This window comes from Lacrimispora amygdalina (assembly GCF_900205965.1).
Lineage (GTDB): Bacteria > Bacillota > Clostridia > Lachnospirales > Lachnospiraceae > Lacrimispora > Lacrimispora amygdalina_A.
The window spans coordinates 42,072-58,831 of sequence record NZ_OAOF01000021.1; the positions used below are offsets into that span (position 1 = coordinate 42,072).

Annotated in this window: 14 protein-coding genes and 2 tRNA genes; 3 read left to right on the plus strand and 13 right to left on the minus strand. The window is 41.5% G+C overall.

All coding sequences use genetic code 11. The features are described 5' to 3' along the window. Nucleotides 1-8 precede the first annotated feature (8 nt). Nucleotides 9-2,063: a DNA topoisomerase gene (locus CRO04_RS21500; protein WP_097006299.1), complete on the minus strand. Its 2,055-nt coding sequence runs from the start codon at nt 2,061-2,063 to the stop codon at nt 9-11. Nucleotides 2,064-2,259: 196 nt separating this feature from the next. Between CRO04_RS21500 and CRO04_RS21505 the strand changes: the two genes are divergently transcribed. Beyond that, a complete protein-coding gene (locus CRO04_RS21505; protein ID WP_097006300.1) occupies nt 2,260-2,739 on the plus strand; it encodes a YbaK/EbsC family protein in 480 nt (159 codons plus the stop codon). Here CRO04_RS21505 and CRO04_RS21510 read toward each other — a convergent pair. From CRO04_RS21510 to CRO04_RS21530, 5 genes are all read right to left on the minus strand, one after another. Beyond that, entirely contained in the window at nt 2,736-3,623 is an 888-nt protein-coding gene (locus CRO04_RS21510) for a DMT family transporter (protein ID WP_097006301.1), read from the minus strand. The genes CRO04_RS21505 and CRO04_RS21510 overlap by 4 nt on opposite strands. Before the next feature lie 74 nt (nt 3,624-3,697). Then, complete coding sequence (locus CRO04_RS21515; RefSeq protein WP_097006302.1) at nt 3,698-4,759, minus strand: aldose epimerase family protein; 1,062 nt, start codon at nt 4,757-4,759, stop codon at nt 3,698-3,700. A 66-nt stretch (nt 4,760-4,825) separates the two neighbouring features. Next, entirely contained in the window at nt 4,826-5,914 is a 1,089-nt protein-coding gene (gene asd / locus CRO04_RS21520; protein ID WP_097006303.1) for an aspartate-semialdehyde dehydrogenase, read from the minus strand. Between the two features lie 160 nt (nt 5,915-6,074). Beyond that, nucleotides 6,075-8,309: a DNA gyrase/topoisomerase IV subunit A gene (locus CRO04_RS21525; protein WP_097006304.1), complete on the minus strand. Its 2,235-nt coding sequence runs from the start codon at nt 8,307-8,309 to the stop codon at nt 6,075-6,077. Nucleotides 8,310-8,320: 11 nt separating this feature from the next. Beyond that, complete coding sequence (locus CRO04_RS21530; RefSeq protein ID WP_097006305.1) at nt 8,321-10,240, minus strand: DNA gyrase/topoisomerase IV subunit B; 1,920 nt, start codon at nt 10,238-10,240, stop codon at nt 8,321-8,323. A 159-nt stretch (nt 10,241-10,399) separates the two neighbouring features. On the opposite strand from CRO04_RS21530, the gene CRO04_RS21535 reads away from it, so the two are divergent. After that, a tRNA-Gly gene (locus CRO04_RS21535) sits at nt 10,400-10,470 on the plus strand. A 189-nt stretch (nt 10,471-10,659) separates the two neighbouring features. On the opposite strand, the gene CRO04_RS21540 is transcribed toward CRO04_RS21535, so the two are convergent. The 4 genes from CRO04_RS21540 to CRO04_RS21555 all read right to left on the minus strand — a co-directional run bounded on the left by CRO04_RS21540 (nt 10,660) and on the right by CRO04_RS21555 (nt 14,595). Beyond that, entirely contained in the window at nt 10,660-11,106 is a 447-nt protein-coding gene (locus CRO04_RS21540; RefSeq protein ID WP_097006306.1) for a hypothetical protein, read from the minus strand. A gap of 50 nt (nt 11,107-11,156) precedes the next feature. Then, the gene (locus tag CRO04_RS21545) at nt 11,157-11,918 is read right to left on the minus strand and encodes an RNA polymerase sigma factor (protein WP_166432635.1); all 762 of its coding nucleotides are present in this window, start codon (nt 11,916-11,918) and stop codon (nt 11,157-11,159) included. A 254-nt stretch (nt 11,919-12,172) separates the two neighbouring features. Then, a complete protein-coding gene (locus CRO04_RS21550) occupies nt 12,173-12,448 on the minus strand; it encodes an acylphosphatase (RefSeq protein WP_097006308.1) in 276 nt (91 codons plus the stop codon). Between the two features lie 14 nt (nt 12,449-12,462). Beyond that, nucleotides 12,463-14,595 (minus strand): putative bifunctional diguanylate cyclase/phosphodiesterase, encoded by a 2,133-nt coding sequence (locus CRO04_RS21555; RefSeq protein WP_166432636.1) that lies wholly within the window; start codon nt 14,593-14,595, stop codon nt 12,463-12,465. 180 nt (nt 14,596-14,775) lie between these two features. Between CRO04_RS21555 and CRO04_RS21560 the strand changes: the two genes are divergently transcribed. Next, nucleotides 14,776-14,848 (plus strand) — tRNA-Thr (locus tag CRO04_RS21560). Between the two features lie 17 nt (nt 14,849-14,865). Here CRO04_RS21560 and CRO04_RS21565 read toward each other — a convergent pair. The 3 genes from CRO04_RS21565 to CRO04_RS21575 form a co-directional block, all read right to left on the minus strand. After that, a complete protein-coding gene (locus CRO04_RS21565) occupies nt 14,866-15,102 on the minus strand; it encodes a holin (protein ID WP_097006310.1) in 237 nt (78 codons plus the stop codon). 288 nt (nt 15,103-15,390) lie between these two features. After that, the gene (locus tag CRO04_RS21570; protein WP_097006311.1) at nt 15,391-15,750 is read right to left on the minus strand and encodes a molecular chaperone Hsp90; all 360 of its coding nucleotides are present in this window, start codon (nt 15,748-15,750) and stop codon (nt 15,391-15,393) included. A 99-nt stretch (nt 15,751-15,849) separates the two neighbouring features. Next, nucleotides 15,850-16,746 carry an SDR family oxidoreductase gene (locus tag CRO04_RS21575; RefSeq protein ID WP_097006312.1) on the minus strand — a complete coding sequence of 299 codons (897 nt, stop codon included), beginning with the start codon at nt 16,744-16,746 and terminating at the stop codon, nt 15,850-15,852. Nucleotides 16,747-16,760 lie beyond the last annotated feature (14 nt).

Sequence of the window (16,760 nt, forward strand, 5' to 3'; positions counted from 1 at the left end):
ATAATCTCCTATTTCTGTTTTTTATAATTAGCTGCCGCAGCATCAAATACATTACGCAGATCATAATGATTATTAAGCTTTAATACCCAAGCGGTACGTCCGGCAACAAAATTCTCCAGTTTCTGCATATATTCTTCTGAGGTTATGCTGCCCTCTGATACATAGGTCAATCCCTTTTCCCAACTGGCGGTCAGCTCGGGATTAAGAAGCTGTCTGATGGAGGCATTCACCACATCAAAAATCATCTCTCCTAGCAAAGTAGGAAGAATCACCTGGGTTTTCGTATTCAGCGAAAGATAACCAATATGAAACAGCTTTTTTAAAATCTCAGCCCGGGTCGCACTGGTGCCTATTCCGCTGCCCTTGATCTGGGCACGCAGTTCTTCGTCTTCAATCAATTGTCCCGCATTCTCCATGGCGAGAATCATGGATCCTGATGTATAGCGTTTTGGCGGAGAAGTTTCTCCTTCTTTGATCACCAGCTTTTTAATCGGCAGCTTCATACCTTTTTTCAACGAGCCAAGCATGGCAATAAAAGCAGGATTGTCCATTTGTTTCTGAGATGACTCGGAATTATTCTCATCCTGATTTTCACCTTCAGGAGAAGTATCTGAAGCCTTCTCATCCGCTTTTTTTCTGCTGCCGGACACATCGGCCACTTTTAAAAATCCAGCTTCCAGCATTACCCTGAAATTGGAATAAAAGTGCTCTTTGTCTGCTTCCAGTTCCAGCGCATACTTCTGATAAATGGCTGGCGGGTAGAAAATACTCAAAAACCTTCTGGCAATGACTTCATAAACTTTTGCCCCCAGAGGGTTTAAGCTTCTTAAAGATGAAAGTCCCTGACCTGTGGGAATTATGGCATAATGGTCTGTGATCTGCTTGTCATTGACGTATCGGGTTTTATCGATCGTTTTGTAGGACCCGCGGTCTAATGCCTCTTTTACAGCCTCTGATAAAGGCGAAAATCCATTTAAACCGCTGATGTTCTTATAGATTTCTTTGGCCACTGCGGTAGAAAGAACCCTGGCATCCGTTCTGGGGTAAGTGACCATCTTCTTCTCATAAAGCTCCTGAACCACTTTCAGTGTTTCATCAGGACTGATCTTAAACATCTTAGAACAGTCATTCTGAAGCTCAGCCAGATTATAAAGTAGCGGCGGGTTCTTGGTCTCCTTTTTCTTTTCCACTGAAACAACGCATGCCTCCATGGGATCTGCCTGGGAAAGCTTTTCAATCAATTCTTCCGCATGCTTTCGCTCTTTAAATCCATTCTCTTTGTAAAGATAGGGTGATTCATAAAATTTAGAACCTGGTGCACTCTTCCATTCCCCGTCAAAATCCAGATCTTCTCTGGTAAATGTACCGATCACACGGTAAAACGGTGTCTTAACAAAATCCCGGATCTCCCGTTCTCTCCGCACCACCATTCCCATCACGCAGGTCATAACCCGCCCGACAGAAATAACGGTATTCTTCCCGCTCTTTAAATAATTTGATATATGCTGCCCATATCTTAGTGTAAGCAAACGTGAAAAATTAATTCCCATAAGATAATCTTCTTTTGCACGCAGATACGCGGAAGCCGAAAGATTATCATATTCCGCCTCGTCCTTTGCCTCACGTATCCCTCTTAAAATTTCTTCTTCTGTCTGGGAATCAATCCAGACTCTCTTCTGCTTTTTCTGATTCACACCTGCCATCTGGGCAACCAGTCTGTATATGTATTCTCCTTCTCTTCCGGAGTCAGTACAGACATAGATTGTATCCACATCAGCTCTGTTGAGCAGACCGCTCACAATTTCGAATTGCCTGGCTGCGTTTGGAATCACTTCATATTTAAATTCTTTTGGAAGAAACGGCAGGGTGGACAGGCTCCATCGCTTATATTTAGGATCATAGCGTTCCGGATAGCTCATCGTGACCAGATGTCCCACGCACCAGGTGATAATTACCTGGTCAGCTTCCAAGTATCCGTTGCTGCGTCTTCCGTTGATCTTAAGCGCATTTGCGAACTCCTGGGCCACACTTGGTTTTTCTGCGATATATAACGATTTTGACATATAACTCCCTACTGTTTTGTGATAGTAACCGTTCTATTATACCATTAAACTTCATGAATAGCAAATATTTCTGACAACTCTCACCAAAAGGCACATCAAAATTTATTATAACATTGATAAAATTGAATATCAATGGTACAATGATTAACAATTTACTTAAAATTCTATTACATTAAAGCAAAGGAGTGTTCGTCTTATGTCAATACAGAAGGTAAAAGAATATTTTAAAGAATCCGGAAGAGACTGCGATGTTATGGAATTTCCAGTCTCCAGTGCAACTGTAGAATTAGCGGCAAAGGCACTTGACGTGATTCCTGCAAGAATTGCCAAAACCATGTCTTTTCACGCCCGTGAAGAAAACCGCTGCATTCTGGTGGTAACAGCTGGAGACATGAAGATTGATAATGCAAAATTCAAAAAAACATTTGGAATTAAATCAAAAATGCTGGCAGCAAACGAAGTGGCGGCCTTGACCGGTCATGAGATCGGGGGCGTATGTCCCTTTGCCAATCCGGACTGTGCGGCCACCTACTTAGATGTGTCACTTCAGAGATTTTCTTCTGTTTTTCCAGCCGCCGGCAGTTCTAATTCTGCCATTGAACTGACAAATGAAGAACTGTTTTTATTTGCTCATGCTATAGAATGGGTTGATGTCTGCAAGAGTATGGAGAGCTAACGTTGGGAAACTGGTTTTCTGTATTCAGACAGTATAACTGCCAGGAACAACAGGCCGCAGCCCGTGAGAAGCTTTAAAGTTACCGGCTCTCCCAGAAGAAAAACGGAGAACAGCAATCCAAAAACCGACTCAAAGGACAGAATAATAGAAGATGTATTCGGGCTTAAATGCTTCTGCCCCATATTTTGAAGAAGGAAACAGATCATGGTACTGAAAATACCAAGATATAAAAGACTGACAGCCATCGAATGGTCGATTACAGCAAGCTTTAAACTTCCCTCCAGACAAGGAGCAATTACCCAGCTTAATCCTGCCGCCACTCCCATCTGCAGTACTGTCATTATAATGGGATCATAAGTTTCTGCATATCGCCCGACAAAAACGATGTGAAAAGCAAAAAACAGTCCGCAAATAAGAGTCAGTAAGTCTCCCACATTCACGCTTAAGTCTCCCTCAAGCGAAATAAAGGCAAGTCCGATAACAGCAATCACAGCTGCTCCCAGATTGTTTTTTAATGGTTTTTTCTTATTAAAAAACCAGTGCAAAAACGGAACCAGAATCACGTATAATGTGGTTATAAATGCATTTTTACTGGCAGTGGTATACTTCAGTCCATAGGTCTGAAAAAAATAACTGGTAAATAAAAAAAAGCCTAGTATCACTCCGCAGTAAACCTCTTTTTTCCCCACTTCCCTTAACCGCTTCCAGAACACTGCAGAAAGTGCTGCAAACGCGATGGTAAACCGCAGCGCAAGCAGATAAGTCGGAGATATAACATCTACCGAATTTTTCATCACGGCAAACGCACTTCCCCAGATAATCGTCGTGATAATCAGTCCTATGACTGATAGTGCCTTTATTCCATTTTCATTCACTTTATTCATATGTATACAAAAAGCATCCTTTCACAAAGGTACAGGGGCGCAGTCATCTGCGTCCCTGAGTTTTTATCAGTTCTTTACTGAATTGTGGAAAATTTGTATATAGTCGTTGTCTGATATTCCTGCCCTGCTTTTAAGATTGGGGAAGGAAATTCCGGTGTATTCACTGCATTGGGATAATACTGGGTTTCAAAGCAGTAACAGCAGCGCTTGTTATAAACAGCACCGCCTTTTCCAGTCATCTGGTCATTTAAAAAATTAGCGGTATAAAACTGCATACCCGGAAGATCGGTGTAAACTTCCATCCGGATACCCGTCTGATCCGACTCCGCAGCTGCACTTAACGCCAGCTCCTTTAACGGATGATTAAGTACCCAGTTATGGTCATAGCCGTTTCCAAAAACAAGATCTTCATAATCTGAATGAAAATCCTGTTCAATTGGTTTCATGGTAGTGAAATCCATGGGCGTTCCCTTTACCGGAGTAAATTCTCCAGTGGGAATTGAGATTTCATCGGCTCTTGTATATGTATCGGCATCTATCCAGACACGCTGCTTTAATGCATTACCGCCATCATGTCCATCCAGATTGAAATAGCTGTGATTGGTAAAGTTTGCTACCGTATCCTCATCGCAGATCATATGGTAAGAGATCTCCAGGCTGTTATCCTTTGTCAGGGTATACGTTATGGTAATATTGGCATTGCCGGGATATCCCTGATCTCCATCCGGTGAAAACAGAGAAAAGCTCACGCTGGTTCCAAGCTCATTTTCTTCCACTTCGCTGTCCCACAGACGGGTTCGGTAAAGATCCGGTCCGCTATGTAAGTTATTGGTGCTGTTATTGGCTGCAAGTTTATATTCTTTTCCATTAATGGTAAACTTTGCACCGGCAATACGGTTGGCATTTCTTCCAATGGGAGCCCCGAAATGCGGCGGGTTGAGCAGATAATCAGATACAGAATCATACCCTAATACCACATCTGTCTCCTTTCCGCTCCTGTCAGGTACAAGCATGGTTACCCAAATTGCACCCAGATTTGTAAATGAAGCAGAAACTCTGTTTTCATTCACCAGTGTATACAGATACACTTCTCTGCCATCCGGCATGTTACCCCAAAGCTCTTTTTTGTATGCCATATTACTTCCTCCATATACCTATTTTATAAAAGCTCCCTCCTGGACAGAGAGAGCCTCATAATCCAGTTAATCTCTGGCTTTAATATATCCCTGAGCTGTCAAAAGCTCTGCACAGAGTACTGCGCCTCCGGCTGCCCCGCGTACTGTATTATGGGACAGACCAATAAATTTATAATCATAAACAGAATCTGTTCTTAACCGGCCGACAGAAACACCCATTCCGTTTTCAAAATCTACGTCAAGCGTTACCTGGGGACGGTTATCTTCTTCTAAATACTGAATAAACTGCTTTGGAGCACTTGGAAGATCCAATTCCTGGGGAAGTCCCTTAAAGTTCACCAGACGGTCGATTAATTCCTGCTTTTCAGGCTGTTTGCGGAATTTCACGAAAACTGCTGCTGTATGGCCATTGAGAACAGGTACCCGGACGCACTGACACGTAATTACAGGCTCTGCGGCCTTAACAATCTGACCATTCTCTATAGTTCCCCAGAGCCGAAGCGGCTCCTGCTCGCTTTTTTCTTCCTCACCGCCAATATATGGAATAATATTGCCTTCCATCTCAGGCCAGTCTGCGAAAGTCTTTCCAGCTCCTGAAATTGCCTGATAAGTCGTAGCTACTACTTCATACGGTTCGAACTCCTTCCATGCAGTCAGAACCGGTGCATAGCTTTGAATGGAACAGTTGGGTTTTACTGCAATAAATCCCCGCTGTGTGCCCAGGCGTTTTCTCTGGTCTTTTATTATTTCAAAATGCTCCGGATTAATCTCAGGAACTACCATCGGTACATCCGGCGTCCATCGATGGGCGCTGTTGTTGGACACAACCGGCGTCTCAGTCTTTGCATAAGCTTCTTCAATCGCTTTGATCTCTTCTTTTGTCATGTCAACTGCACTGAATACGAAATCCACTTCTGCAGCAACTTTTTCGACCTCATTCACATTCATGACTGTTAAGTGTTTCACTGCTTCCGGCATAGGAGATGTCATCTTCCAGCGGTCTCCAACAGCCTCTTCGTATGACTTTCCGGCTGAACGGGGGCTGGCTGCCACTGTCACCACCTCATACCATGGATGGTTCTCAAGCAGAGATATGAATCTCTGACCAACCATACCGGTAGCTCCCAATATACCAACTCGCAACTTCTTTTCCATCGCTTTCTCCTCATTTCTTTTCATTTTGTAATACTATAATACGCTAAATTCTTAACTATCCTATAACAAAGTGAAAAAAAAATCAATATTTATTCGTGAGAAAAATACATTTGTACGCGGCTCGAGGACATTTCCTTTAAATGTGTGTTGCAGTAAAGCATTAAAGGCGTACTTTGCTGCCTTTTCCATCTCTCCTGCTAATCTTTAAGCGGTTTAAATGGACTTCTTTTTCTTTATATTGTATCACCGGTTCATCTCCCAGTAAGTAAACCGTCTCCAGAGTTTCTCCTGGTGAAAGTTTAATCCCTCTTACACCTCTGGCATTCTTTTTCATCTCAGGTATTTCTTCTGTTGTAAAGCGCAGGAATATACCTGAAGAGGTCTGAAGCACAGTATCTGTCTGTCCCTCATATGGAAGCACCATGATGAGCGTATCATCATCTAACAGCCTGGTAGCGGCTACGGTACGGTTATTTGTCTCAAATTCTTCTCCGGGAACCATCTTGATCAGAGCCTGTCTGGTAGCAAAAAGGAATTTCTTCCCTTTTAATCCGGCTGCATGGGATAAATAGATGATTTCTTCCCTGGTTCCGTCAAATTTACTTAAGTTATCAACGGGAGTCCCTTTATCCCGCAGTTTCCCGCCTGGTATGTCCAGTACTTTAATCTGGTGTAAATTCCCAGTATTGGTAAATATACAGATCTTATCCGTATTCAAACAGTTTACCACAAAAGGATTCTCTGTTTCAATGGTTTCTTTATTTCTGTCGTAAGTATTTTTATCCAGTACTTTGCAGTATCCAAACCGGTCCATCACAAAGGTGACTTCTGATACAGTGACTGCTGCCTCGTCATAGACAGCTTCCTTGCCATCCTCAATTAAGGTCTTTCTGGGAGTACCATATTCTGTTTTAATATAATTTAAATCTTTTTTAATGACCTGCGCCATGTTCTTTCTGCTGGAGAGGATTTTTTCATATTCTTTTATCTTTGCAAGAGTCTCCTTAAATTCCTTTTCCAGCTGGAGAATCTCCAGTCCGATCAGTTTATATAAACGCATCTCAAGGATTGCACTTGCCTGCTTCTCTGTAAAGGATAACTTTTTCGCATCTGCTTCAAAACCCTTTACCCGGAAGGAAATATTGGAAGTATCACCTGTCATCAGACAGTTTTTGGCATCCTTTAGATTTTTTGATCCTCTTAATACAGCGATAATCAAATCAATGATATCGCAGGCCTTTATCAGACCTTCTTTAATCTCTTTCTTTTCCAGTTCTTTGTCTAAGAGAACCTGATATTTTCTGGTCGCATTGGTATATTGGAATTCCAGATAATTTTTAAGAATCCCTTTTAAATTAAGAGTTTCCGGTCTTCCGCCTGCGATTGCCAGCATGTTTACGCCGTAAGTATCTTCCAGTTTCGTCTTTTTATAGAGGATATTACGGATCTTTTCTACATCAGCGTCCTTACGAAGCTCCAGAACGATCCGGATTCCTTCCTTATTCGACTGATTGGAGATATCTACTACATCGGTAAGCTTTTTATTCTCCACCAGATCTGCTACATCCATCAGAAATTTATTAATTCCGGCTCCGACCATAGTATACGGAATCTCGGTAATGATCAGCTTGTCTTTATCTGCTTTTCGCTTTCCAAGCTCTACCTCTATTTTTCCCCGCAGCTTGATCTTTCCCATTCCTGTTTCATAGATAGCCGGAAGATCGCTTTTATTTGCAATAATTCCGCCTGTGGGAAAATCAGGCCCAGGCAGAAAGTCCATCAGTTCTCCTATGGATATATCCGGATTGTCAATATACGCCTGAACTGCATCCACCACTTCTCCTAAATTATGAGGGGGAATGCTTGTGCTCATTCCGACTGCAATTCCTTCTGCGCCGTTGATCAGCAGATTGGGGACTCTTACGGGCAGAACCTCCGGTTCTTTTTCCGTCTCATCATAGTTGGGGATAAAATCTACGGTTTTATCCAGATCTTTTAAATAGACCTCTTCCGCAAACTTTTCCAGTCTGGCTTCTGTATATCGCATGGCTGCGGCCCCGTCTCCTTCTATTGAGCCGAAGTTACCGTGACCGTTTACCAGTGGAACTCCTTTTTTAAATACCTGAGACATCACCACCAGGGTTTCGTAGATGGAGCTGTCTCCATGTGGATGATATTTACCCATGGTATCACCCACAATACGCGCTGATTTCCTGTGAGGTTTATCATGATTTAGATGCAGTTCGCTCATATCATAAAGCACGCGGCGCTGCACCGGTTTTAATCCATCTCTCGCATCCGGGATTGCTCTTGCTGTAATGACACTCATGGAGTAGTTCATGTAGCTTTTCTGCATTTCCTCGGAATATTCTGTTTTAATAATTTTTTCTGACATATTCCTTCTCCTTACGCATCAATCTCAGCTTCGTCCGCATGCTCATAGATAAACTGCCGTCGTGGAAGTACATCACTTCCCATAAGCATTTCTGTTATTTCTGAGGCCATTCGTGCGTCTTCAATCTCCACCTGTTTTAAGACACGCCGTTCGGGATCCAGAGTTGTCTCCCAAAGCTGCTCTGCATCCATCTCTCCAAGACCCTTGTAGCGCTGCAGGGTGAAATCACCGGTATGTGTTTTCCGGTAACGTTCCAGTTCTTTTTCATCATACAGATACTGTTCTTCGCCCCGTTTTGGAATCACCTTAAACAGCGGCGGCATGGCGATATAAACATGACCATCGTAAATTAATTCAGGCATAAAACGATACAAAAAGGTTAACAGAAGCGTATCAATATGGCTGCCATCCACATCGGCATCCGTCATGAGTATAATCTTATCATAACGGAGTTTCGTAATATCAAAGTCATTGCCGTAGCCTTCAGAAAAGCCACAGCCAAAGGTATTAATCATCGTCTTGATTTCCGCATTGGCCAGAACCTTATCAATGGAGGCTTTTTCTACATTCAGGATTTTACCCCGGATGGGCAGAATAGCCTGATACTGTCTGTTTCTGGCCGTTTTGGCAGAGCCGCCGGCCGAATCTCCCTCTACGATAAATATCTCGCATCTTGATGCATCCCTGCTCTCACAATTGGCCAGTTTACCATTGCTGTCAAAAGAAAATCTTGACTTGCTGAGCATATTTGTCTTAGCTTTCTCTTCCGCTTTTCGGATTTTAGCTGATTTTTCTGCACAGCTGATAACAGACTTAAGGACTTCTAAATTCCGGTCAAAATATCGCTGCAATTCTTCGCCTGCCACCGTAAAAACAGCTTTTGTGGCATCTGCACTGGCCAGCTTTGTCTTTGTCTGTCCTTCGAATATCGGATCGGGATGTTTGACTGCGATGACAGCCGTTAAACCGTTTCTGGTATCTGCTCCTGTAAAATTAGAATCTTTTTCTTTTAAAATTCCAAGTTCTCTTGCATAGCTGTTAATCAGCTGGGTAAAGCGGGTCTTAAAACCTGCCAGATGGGTTCCGCCCTCCTGGGTGAAGATATTGTTGCAGAATCCAAGTATATTCTCTTCGAAGGTGTCTACAAACTGAATCGCAGCCTCCACTTCGACCTTATCAACGATTCCCTTAAAATAGACCGGATCATGAACAGCCTCTTTTCCATCATTTAACTCTTTTACATAAGCCACGATTCCTTCCGGCTCGTAAAATTCTACTTTTTCCTCTTCTCCCTGTCTCTTATTGGAATAAGTGATATGAAGTTTGGGATTTAAGTACGCCGTTTCGTGTAGACGGCTTTTTAACCATTCTGCTTTAAAACGTATCTTTTCAAATATTGTCTCATCAGGGAGGAAATTGATTTCCGTTCCTGTCTCTTTGGTTTTCCCTAACGTGGGAAGCAGGCCATCCACCAGATCCACCGTTGGTATGCCCTGCTCATATTTGTCATAATGAATCAGACCATTCTTATATACTTTGACACTCATGTAAGCTGATAAAGCATTTACCACGGAAGAACCAACACCATGAAGCCCTCCGCTGGTTTTGTAAGCATCATTGTCAAACTTGCCGCCTGCATGAAGAGTGGATAAAACAACCCGTTCTGCAGAAACACCTTTTTTATGCATCTCAACCGGGATTCCTCGTCCGGAGTCTTTGACTGTACAGGACCCGTCTGCCTCCAGTGTCACCCAGATATGACTGCAGAAACCAGCCAGATGCTCGTCCACTGCATTATCAACAATTTCATAAATCAGATGATTCAGTCCCTTTGTCCCAACACTTCCTATATACATTCCCGGACGTTTCCGCACCGCCTCAAGGCCTTCCAGCACGGTAATACTATCCGCATTATACTGCGTTTTCGCCATGATACTCCTCCACATCTTGTATTATCAAAACCCATTATACAATGGTTTTTCCATTTTTGGCAAGTTGATGGGGAATTTTTTACCAATTTTCAGAAAAAACTATTGATATATTCCAGACTGTTATGCTATAATACAGAATGTGTCAAACAGCAAAAATATGCAGATATAGTTCATTGGTAGAACATCAGCTTCCCAAGCTGAGGAGGCGGGTCCGATTCCCGTTATCTGCTTAAAACCTTTGATTTACAAGGAAAAAGAGGACTTCCGGAATGATCTGGATCGCCCTCTTTTTTTGGGTTTGACACCACTTTGATTTTTTTTACAGTATATACTGGCTGAACATTCCCGATAAAATCACGAACACGAAATTAACCCTATACAATTTATACGCCAACTCTTTCTTTGCACGAATAGCTATATCAATTATTCGGGCGGCAATCCTCACTGTTGCCAGGTTCTTTAATATGGAACATTTCATCGTTAATGCCAAGGAGATTGATCTGCAACGGATAGCTTTCCATAATTATGCCGTCATAATAAATGGTCACGGTATCGCCTACATTAAGTGGTTTGCTGTAATCAGCGATATTAATACGAATAGCATCTCCCGAGCTGCGGATATCTTCACCTTCATCGGGCGTCACGATTGCTTCGTCTCCATCAATGCTGGCAATTTTGCCTTTGAACTTCACAACACCAGGCGCTTCAGTACCATCGGGGATTTCACTTTCCTGTGCTGGCGCTGTTATAGGCGTTTTATTTAGAATGGATTCTTTCGAGTCGGTGTTAATATAGGCGTAAGCAGTTATACTGAGACACATAACGCACCCAAGTGTCATCAACATGATTGTTTTATTTTTTTTCATTGTTATTCTCCTCTTAATTTTATTTTAACATTTTGTTTTGCTCCTATCTTTTAGATGCGTCTGGCTTTGCGTTTTGTTGGCAATTTGTCTGAATTTCTAAAAAATACGATTAAAGCTGTCACCGACAACAAAAAACTTATCCCGAGCACAATAACCCACGCATCAATTACTGGTGGTGTTGGGATATTGCCAGGCTTCTCCATTTCCGGGATTTCAATGTATTCTATATCAAATGCTCGAATCAGTTTATAAACAAAGCCTGTGCCTAGCATGATGACAAGCGCAGCCATAGTAGAAAGCACGGCACGCAGTTTTTTAATGGACATATTATAGGTCCATTGAATTGTACCGATCGGCTTCTGCAACATGTGAGATATTTCTTTATGGCTCATACCACCCAATACCTTCAACGTAACAATCTGCTGTTGTTTTTCGTTCAGAGATGAAATCATACTGTAGTAGTTTTCCATATCGACAAAATCCTCGATACTTTTGTCATCAACTGGCAGTATTTCGGCGATAGTACTAATGTCAATAGCATGCTTTTCCTTACGGAGCAGCATAAGCGATTCATTTTTAACCACAGAATACAGCCATGTCAGCGCATGTGCTTTGGGAAATTTGTAAGGTTCGAGGCTAAATAGCTTGATAAGCGTATTTTGGACAGCGTCCTTACTCAGATCCTCGTTACCGGTAATCGAATATGCCACGCCGTACATAAGACGAAAATACTGTTGGTACAAAATTTCAAATCCACGCGGTTCTTTGTTTTTTATCAAATCAAATATGGTATCAATTTTAACTCTATTCATTACTGCCTCCTTTATTATTATGTTATTTAGATGCGTCAGCATTGTTGTTTTGTTGGTTTTTTTTATAAAATTAAATCCGCCTAAATAATTATGGGCAGCGGTTTCTGGCTGGTTTCGAGATAATATTTAGGGCGGTGGACGTCTATCTCATGTTCAAAATACGATGATCTCGTTCATAGTCTGTACACATTTATAAAAAAATCCCAGTAAATACAAGTTCCCTTGTAAATACCAGGATTATTTATATTTCAATTTCATCTTATCTGAAAAACAGATTCATGTCTGACAGGTATTAGATCTGCTTCATAATTCTCGATTCTGATAAAGCGATCTCCCTTTAACAGCTCGAATAAATGATCAATTTTCTCTCGTTCCCCCTCAAGTTCCAACTCCACACGTCCATCATCCAGATTCCTCACCCAGCCTGCCAGTTTTAGCTGACTGGCAAACTGCATGGTCCGAAAGCGGAAGCCCACTCCCTGAACTCTTCCGCTGACACAAATATGCTGTCTGATTATTTCTCTGTTCATGTATTCACCGCCTTCTATTCATCTTGTGGAACCAGAGTCACTGTTTCATTAAGAAGTTTCTCAAAGGACTCCACCGGCATCGGTCTGGCAAATACGTATCCCTGTACAATATTACAACCTGCTGTCTTTAGGAAGTCGACTGTTTCCGTGTATTCCACCCCTTCTGCAATCGTTTTAATCTGAAGTTCCTTCGCCATTCGAATAATATTGGATATAACAATGCGTTCCCTTCTGATATCATTGCTTTTCCTGAAAAACATAATATCCAGTTTAACAATATCTATGGATAGATTCTTTAAAAGATTCAAAGAAGAGTAGCCTGCTCCGAAATCATCCAGGGAACAGATAAATCCCTTTTCATGAAGTCTTGCCACCAGACCATTAAAAACAGTATCATCAGTAAGCATAACCGTTTCTGTAAATTCCAATTCCAGCACACCGTCAGGAATCTCGTATTTCTCCTTAATACTTCCATAATAATCGACAAAATCATCTCTCAGTATCCCAACTTTTGAGACGTTCACAGCCAGATTAATCGGTTTTCTTCCTGATTTTAAATACTGGTGCAGCCATTGGCATGATCTTTCAAACATATAGCGGTCCAGCATAATAATTTTTTCATCCCGTTCCATAATTGGAATAAACTGCCCAGGCAGTATGGTTCCTTTCCTGGGGTTTTCCCATCTTACCAGTACTTCTCCCCCTACAATCTCATTATCCTTCTGTATAGAGACCTTAGGTTGTATAAAGATCCGAAATTCCTGTCTTTTAATAGCACCTTCCATTTCGGATTCCAGCTCTGATTCATCCACAACCTTGTCCCGCATTTCCTTGTTGTAAATACCAAACTGATTACCGGGGAGATTTTTTGTATATTTTTGTGCAATGTTGGCACGATTTACAATGTTATCTATGGATACATTCCTGTCCTCTTCTTCCAGGAAATAAACTCCCATGCAAAGCTCCGTAGCAATTCTTTTATTGTAAGACAACTCCTTTTGTCGAAATTCTTCAATCAGCTTTTGAAAGCAGTTCTGCAGCTCCGTCCGCAATTCATATTGGTATAGACCTGCAAAATTATCTGCAGACACTCTGCAGAACAGGGAATTCTGCCCCGAGCATTTTTGCAGCAGATCAGCAATCTCTATAAGAATGCGGTCTCCTTCCTCATACCCGAGAACATCATTAATAATTTTAAATTTTTTGATATCACAATACCATACCGCATAGCGCTTTAAGTCAGCGGTCCGCAGGATTCGCACCGCTTCTTTTTTAAATGAATGAAAATTCCGGCTGCGGGTCAGGGAATCCGTATAGGCGATGTTCACCAATGTCTTCTGATTCGCTGTAATTGTCCTGTATTGCTTGTAGAAAAAGACAAAAAATAAACCTGAGGATATCAAAATCATAATTCCGATCCCAACAGCCATCTCCATATATATACCCTGCAAACCCGATTTAGGAAAAACATTCAACAAATACCAGTCATTGTATTCCAACGGAATTAGAACAGTAAAATCATGCTTATTCTTTGTAAAATTCAACTCCGATGATGTCTGCTGGTGATTGGTTATCATTTCATAAGTCTTATTTCTTATACTATTCCAGTCTGTTGCATCACGATTACCATTCGCTGCTATGTAATACCCTTTGTTATCTAAAACAGCGCAGATCCCCACTCCTGCCAGGGTCTGGGTATTTAACATCTGGTTCAGCATATAACGGGCATTCCCTGCATAAAGGTATCCCAGGGGCTGGTTCTTGTCCCCCTTTATCATTACAGTCAAATAGGTATCTTCTCTGTCTAACCTTGACCAGTCAAGTTTTTTAGCATACTCAATCTTCATGCCTTCCTTCGAATGATTCATACGGTCAATGATTTCCGGAAGCTGTCTGGCATGTTCAGAATCCATGCCTCTAAAACCTGCTGCCATTGTTTTCAGAAGGCGTATATCTCCTTCAATTTGGCTTTTTACCGTAGACTGATTTTGCTTTGCTGCACTATAATAATCATAATTGTTTTCTATTTCATTTTTCCGTATCATATAGATTAGAAAACTCAAACAGCAGATAATCAGAAACAGCCATAGGAGTACAGGAATCGCCATATCCAATTTTCTAATCCTGATCTCATCCTTAGCATGCATAAAAGTCAGACTCCTTGTAGAAATATAAACTGACATCTGGTTCTTTTATGTTAATTATAGCTTTTTATGGAACGTTTGGCAATGATTACATAATCTAAGTTTTTTTTCATAAAAGGGTTGATTTTTCACATTCTATTTGTTATACTGTCAAAGGTTCGGCACTTGCCGAAATTCCGGATTGCTTCCGTAGCGCAGTTGGTAGCGCAACGCATTCGTAATGCGTGGGTCGGGGGTTCGAGTCCCCCCGGGAGCTGTTAGAAAACCTCGTGATTACGGGGCTTTTTTTATGCTTATATCTTCCTGTTCCACTTTTAATTCAGGTAGTCCGGCTATTGACGTAAGAAGTGAGATAATACCGGCTAGTCCTGCCGTAGAAGCTACCATTACCCAGTTGACTTCCGACATAGCCGCTGTGGTTCCTATTGTGGCAAGTGCGGTCTGTGCCATTGTTTTTATCGCTCTGATTCCTGCAGCTTTTATCCATCTTATCAGATATTCTTTATTCATTCCTTTTTCCTCCTTATAAAATTAATCTATACTATAAATTATGCTGGTCCCGACAAATATATTAATGATTCTACATTTCCATGCAACTGGATAATAAAAAACCGGCAATTAAGCCGGTTTTTTATCATATCAATCATGTATTCTTCTTTATATAAATTTTGAGTGCTTTAATAGCAAGAAATAAAGCATACATGCCCATTCCTATGCCAAATATTCCTATAAGTAAAAGAATTAAATTAATAACCGAAAGAATCATCATAATTCACGGCCCTCCTTATAACACCATGTCTATCCCAGAATAACATCTTTCTTTTCAAGGATTGCCGTTGCTGCCGCACAGGCCGGACAATCACAATAGATTGCACCTGCAGACTTGATTTTTTTAGCATGTCCAGCAATATTCTTTGCAGTATCTGCTCCGAAAACACGAATTCCGTCATCAGATTCTGCAAAACCGATTAACATGTCAATTGGTACCACATCCGCTTTCAGCTCATCCATAAATTTTTTCGTTTCCGTTGCTTCCTGTTCTGTTCCAACGGCATCCAACCAGTTCTGGGCTGCTGTTTTTGCCTCTTTACTACAGGACGGCGCATTGATTAGTTCGTGTGCTTTTTCAACAATATAATTCAATACTTCTTTACTCATATGGTATACCTCCTTCTTCATCTGGAAATTAGTTACATTTTATCACAAATAATATAGTTTTTCAATTTTAGATATTAGAAATGCCAATTGCCGAAATTTTTATGTCTGCATGCTCTGCCCACCATCTACATGCAGAACCTGACCGGTTACGTAGGATGAATCCTCACTTGCCAGATATACATAGGTTGGGGCAAGCTCAAACGGCTGACCTGCTCGTTTCATTGGTGTATTGGAGCCGAAAGTCGGTATATAATCAGCTGGCCAGCTGGCTGGCTGAAGCGGCGTCCAGATAGGTCCCGGTGCAACTGCATTTACACGGATTCCATCCGAGACAAGTGAATGTGCCATAGCACGGGTAAAACTGACTATTGCACCTTTCGTGCTGGAATAGTCAATCAGCCATTTATTTCCTTCATAAGCGGTAACTGAGGTAGTATTAATGATAGAACTGCCACATTTCAAATAAGGAAGAACCAGCTTCGTCATCATGAATAATCCATAAAAGTTGACTTCAAATGTAAGCCTCATTTGCTTTTCTGAAATATTTTCTATTCCCGTCTGAGGGAACTGTACGCCTGCATTATTTACAAGAATATCAATTCCACCGAAAAACGCTACCGTGTCAGATACCGCATTTTTACAGAACGCTTCATCTCTTATATCGCCAGAAATCAGCAGGCATCTCCTGCCCTGTTTTTCCACGTAACATTTTGTTATAAGGGCATCCTCATGTTCATCGAAATAAACAATACATATATCAGCTCCTTCTTTAGCAAAAGCCAGTGCTACTGCTCTTCCGATTCCGCTGTCTCCTCCGGTAATTAATGCAATTTTGTTCTTTAATTTTCCTGTTCCAATGTAATCTGGATTATCAAAAACAGGTTTGGGATCCATTAATGTCTCTAAGCCAGGCTGGTTTGGCTGGTGCTGAGGTGGAAATTGAACCGGAGTCTGCTCGCAGACTTCCTTATAACCTAAGTATGGGTAACAATTCATTTGCTATTTTCTCC